At 61.6% G+C, this 3,846-nt stretch carries 3 protein-coding genes; all 3 read left to right on the top strand.

The genetic code is table 11. The features are described 5' to 3' along the window. The coding region (locus tag AC2FF7_RS22090) for a (2Fe-2S)-binding protein (RefSeq protein WP_170756576.1) at nt 1-479 on the top strand (479 nt) is incomplete at its 5' end. Between the two features lie 75 nt (nt 480-554). Further along, nucleotides 555-2,915: a xanthine dehydrogenase family protein molybdopterin-binding subunit gene (locus AC2FF7_RS22085; RefSeq protein WP_496906353.1), complete on the top strand. Its 2,361-nt coding sequence runs from the start codon at nt 555-557 to the stop codon at nt 2,913-2,915. A 95-nt stretch (nt 2,916-3,010) separates the two neighbouring features. After that, nucleotides 3,011-3,802 (top strand): FAD binding domain-containing protein, encoded by a 792-nt coding sequence (locus AC2FF7_RS22080; RefSeq protein ID WP_170356923.1) that lies wholly within the window; start codon nt 3,011-3,013, stop codon nt 3,800-3,802. Nucleotides 3,803-3,846: the final 44 nt, after the last annotated feature.

The raw sequence follows: 3,846 nt of genomic DNA, 5'->3' as shown, positions 1-3,846 counted from the left end.
AGGTTTCGATGACTGTGAACGGCGTAGCTGTGAGCGGTGATGTTGAGGGTCGGACGTTATTGTCTGGATTTTTGCGTGATCATTTGGGGATGACAGGGACGCATGTTGGGTGTGACACGGCGCAATGTGGTGCGTGTGTTGTGCATGTTGATGGTCAGGCTGTGAAGTCGTGCAACATGCTTGCGCTTGAGGCGGACGGTTCTGAGGTTGGTACGATTGAAGGCCAGGCGACTGCGGATGGGTCTTTGAACACCATTCAGCAGGCGTTTCAGGATCATCACGGTCTTCAGTGCGGGTTCTGCACGCCTGGCATGGTGATGAGTGCGGCGGCCTTGCTGAAGGACAATCCGCGCCCGACCGAGGCCGAGATCCGGCATTATCTGGAAGGCAACCTGTGCCGGTGCACGGGCTATCATAACATCGTCAAGGCGATCATGGCCGCATCGGGTCAGGACGTCGGCAGCATCGCTGCGGAATAAACGCCACTGCGGGCCTGTAGCGCCCGTGGAAGGACAAGGATGCGTTAGCATCCGTTTATGGGAGGAGAACAAGCAATGCCCAAAGACAGTGGCATCGGAGCCAGTTCCAAGCGGCGCGAGGACGTGCGCTTTCTGACCGGAGCGGGCAATTACACCGACGACATCAACGTGGCCGGACAGGCCTATGTGTATTTCCTGCGCTCGGATATCGCGCATGGCCGGATCACCAGCATTGACACTTCGGCGGCCGAGGCCATGCCCGGTGTGGTCCGGGTATTCACCGGCAAGGATTTCGAAGGGGTGGGCGGCATCCCCTGCGGCTGGGAGGTGACGGACAAGCATGGCGCGCCCATGCAGGAACCGGCGCACCCCATTCTGGCACAGGGTAAAGTGCGCCATGTGGGTGATCCCATCGCGGCCGTGGTGGCTGACAGCCTGGAACAGGCGCGCGATGCCGCCGAGGCGATCGATCTGGATATCGAAGAACTGCCCGCCGTGATCGACATGAAGGCCGCCGCGCAGGATGGTGCAACGCTGGTCCATGACGATCTGAAGAACAACATCTGCTATGACTGGCAGCTGGGCGAGGCGGATGACGCCAAGGTCAACGAGGTCTTCGCCAATGCGGCCCATGTGACCACGCTGGATCTGGTGAACAACCGTCTGGTTGCCAACCCGATGGAGCCGCGCGTGGCGGTGGCGGAATACAGTCGCGGGACCGAGGACTATACGCTCTATACCACTTCGCAGAACCCGCATGTGATCCGTCTGCTGATGTGTGCCTTCGTTCTGGGCCTGCCCGAGCATAAGGTCCGCGTGGTGGCCCCGGATGTGGGCGGTGGTTTTGGCACCAAGATCTTCCACTATGCGGAAGAGGCGTTTGTGACCTTCGCCGCCAAGGCCTGCAACCGTCCCGTCAAATGGTCGGCCAGCCGGTCCGAGGCGTTCATGTCCGATGCCCATGGCCGCGACCATGTCAGCAAGATCGAGCTGGCGTTGGATGCGGACAACAACTTCATCGGTCTGCGCACCAACACCTATGCCAATCTGGGCGCCTATCTGTCGACCTTCTCCAGTTCCGTGCCCACATGGCTGCACGGCACGCTGATGGCGGGCAATTACAAGACGCCGGTCATTCAGGTGAACGTGAAGGCGATGTTCACCAACACGGTGCCGGTGGATGCCTATCGCGGTGCGGGCCGGCCGGAGGCGACCTATCAGCTGGAACGCGTCGTCGACAAAGCTGCGCGCGAGCTGGGGGTCGATCCCATTGCGCTGCGCCGTCAGAACTTCATCACCCAGTTCCCCTATGACACGCCGGTGGCGCTGACCTATGACACTGGCGATTACAACGGGACCATGGACAAGCTTGAGGCCGCCGCCGATCTGGCAGGCTTTGCCGCGCGGCGTGCGGAAAGCGAGGCCAAGGGCAAGCTGCGCGGTCTGGGCATCAACTGCTATATCGAGGCGTGCGGCATTGCGCCGTCGAACATCGTTGGCATGCTGGGCGCGCGCGCGGGTCTTTATGACGCTGCGACCGTGCGGGTGAACGCCACCGGCTCGATCAGCGTCATGGTGGGCGCACACAGCCATGGGCAAGGGCATGAGACCGCCTTTCCGCAGGTCGTGGCCGACATGATCGGCATCGACGAGTCGATGGTCGAGATCGTGCATGGCGACACCTCGAAGATCCCGTTTGGGATGGGCACTTATGGCTCGCGCAGCCTTGCGGTCTGTGGCTCGGCCATGGTCAAGGCCACCGAGAAGGTGATCGACAAGGCCAAGAAGATCGCCGCCCACCTGCTGGAGGCCTCCGAGGCCGATATCGAGCTGAAGGACGGTCAGTTCAGCGTGGCAGGCACCGACAAGTCGGTGGCCTGGGGCGATGTGACCCTGACGGCCTATGTGCCGCATAACTACCCGCTGGAGGTCGAGCCGGGGCTGGAGGAGACCGCGTTTTACGACCCGGCCAACTTTACCTTCCCCTCGGGCGCCTATGCCTGCGAGGTCGAGCTGGACCCCGAGACCGGTAAGGTCAGTATCGAGGCTTTCACCGCCGCCGATGACTTTGGCAATATCGTCAACCCGATGATCGTGGATGGTCAGGTGCATGGCGGTATCGGTCAGGGTATCGGTCAGGCGCTACTGGAGAACTGCGCCTATGATGAGAATGGCCAGCTGCTGAGCGCGTCCTTCATGGATTACGCCATGCCCCGCGCCGATGACGTGCCCTTCTACGGCGTCGATCATTCCAGCCAGACGCCCTGCACGCATAACCCGCTGGGGGTGAAGGGCTGTGGTGAGGCTGGGGCTATTGGCTCACCCCCTGCGGTGGTCAATGCGGTTCTGGATGCGATGAACTCGGGCGGCAAAGCGGTGGATCACATCGACATGCCGGTGAGCCCGTCGCGCGTTTGGGCGGCGATGAACAGCTGAGAGGTTGGGGTAGCTGGGGGCTCTGCCCCCAGACCCCCGAGGTATTTATAGCCAGATGAAGAGCGGATCTGTGTTCTTCGGAAAGGAAAAGCGGAATGTATAATTTCGAGTTTGAGAAGCCCTCGACCATCGCCGATGCGGTGGCTGCGTTGGGGGCTGAGGATGCGCAGGCGTTGGGGGGTGGTCAGACACTGATCCCGACGTTGAAGCAGCGGTTGGCGGCGCCCTCGGCGCTGGTGTCGCTGAGCGGGATTGCCGAGATGCAAGGGGTTTGCATCGAGGATGATGGCTCGGTCGCTATCGGTGGAGCGACGACCCACGCCACGGTGGCGCGCGAGGCGGCGGCAAGCTATCCGGCGCTGGCAGCATTAGCCGGTCAGATCGGGGACCCGGCAGTGCGCAATCGCGGCACAATTGGTGGGTCGGTGGCCAACAATGATCCGGCGGCCTGTTATCCGGCAGGGGTGTTGGGTTCGGGCGCGACCGTTGTGACCAATACGCGGCAGATTGCGGCGGATGATTTCTTTCAGGGCATGTTCACCACCGCGCTGGACGAGGGTGAGATCATCACCCAGATCCGCTTCCCGGTGCCGCAGGCCGCAAGCTATCAGAAGTTCCTGCAGCCGGCCTCGCGCTTTGCGTTGGTGGGGGTCTACCTGGCACGGTTCGCGGATGGTGTCCGCGTCGCCGTCACCGGTGCCAGCGAAGATGGTGTATTCCGCTGGTCCGAGGCCGAGGAAGCCTTGACCAAAGAGTTCCGCGCCGACGCCCTGATGGGCCTGAAGGTGAACCCAATGAACATGATCGGCGATCTGCATGGCAGCAAAGACTATCGTGCACATCTGGTCAGCGTCATGACCAAACGCGCCGTCCAAGCCTGTAGCTAAATCAAACGTCAGCCCTGAAGCAAAAAACAGGGCTGACTTTAGGA

The sequence above is a fragment of the Ruegeria sp. YTSC325 genome, from assembly GCF_059609525.1.
Note: the sequence above shows the minus strand (reverse complement) of the source record. Positions and strands in the feature narration are given on the sequence as shown.

Excerpts from the sequence above, each read along its gene's own strand:
- AC2FF7_RS22080 (WP_170356923.1), top strand. The coding sequence starts at position 3,011 with ATGTATAATTTCGAGTTTGAGAAGCCCTCGACCATCGCCGATGCGGTG.
- AC2FF7_RS22085 (WP_496906353.1), top strand. The coding sequence starts at position 555 with ATGCCCAAAGACAGTGGCATCGGAGCCAGTTCCAAGCGGCGCGAGGAC.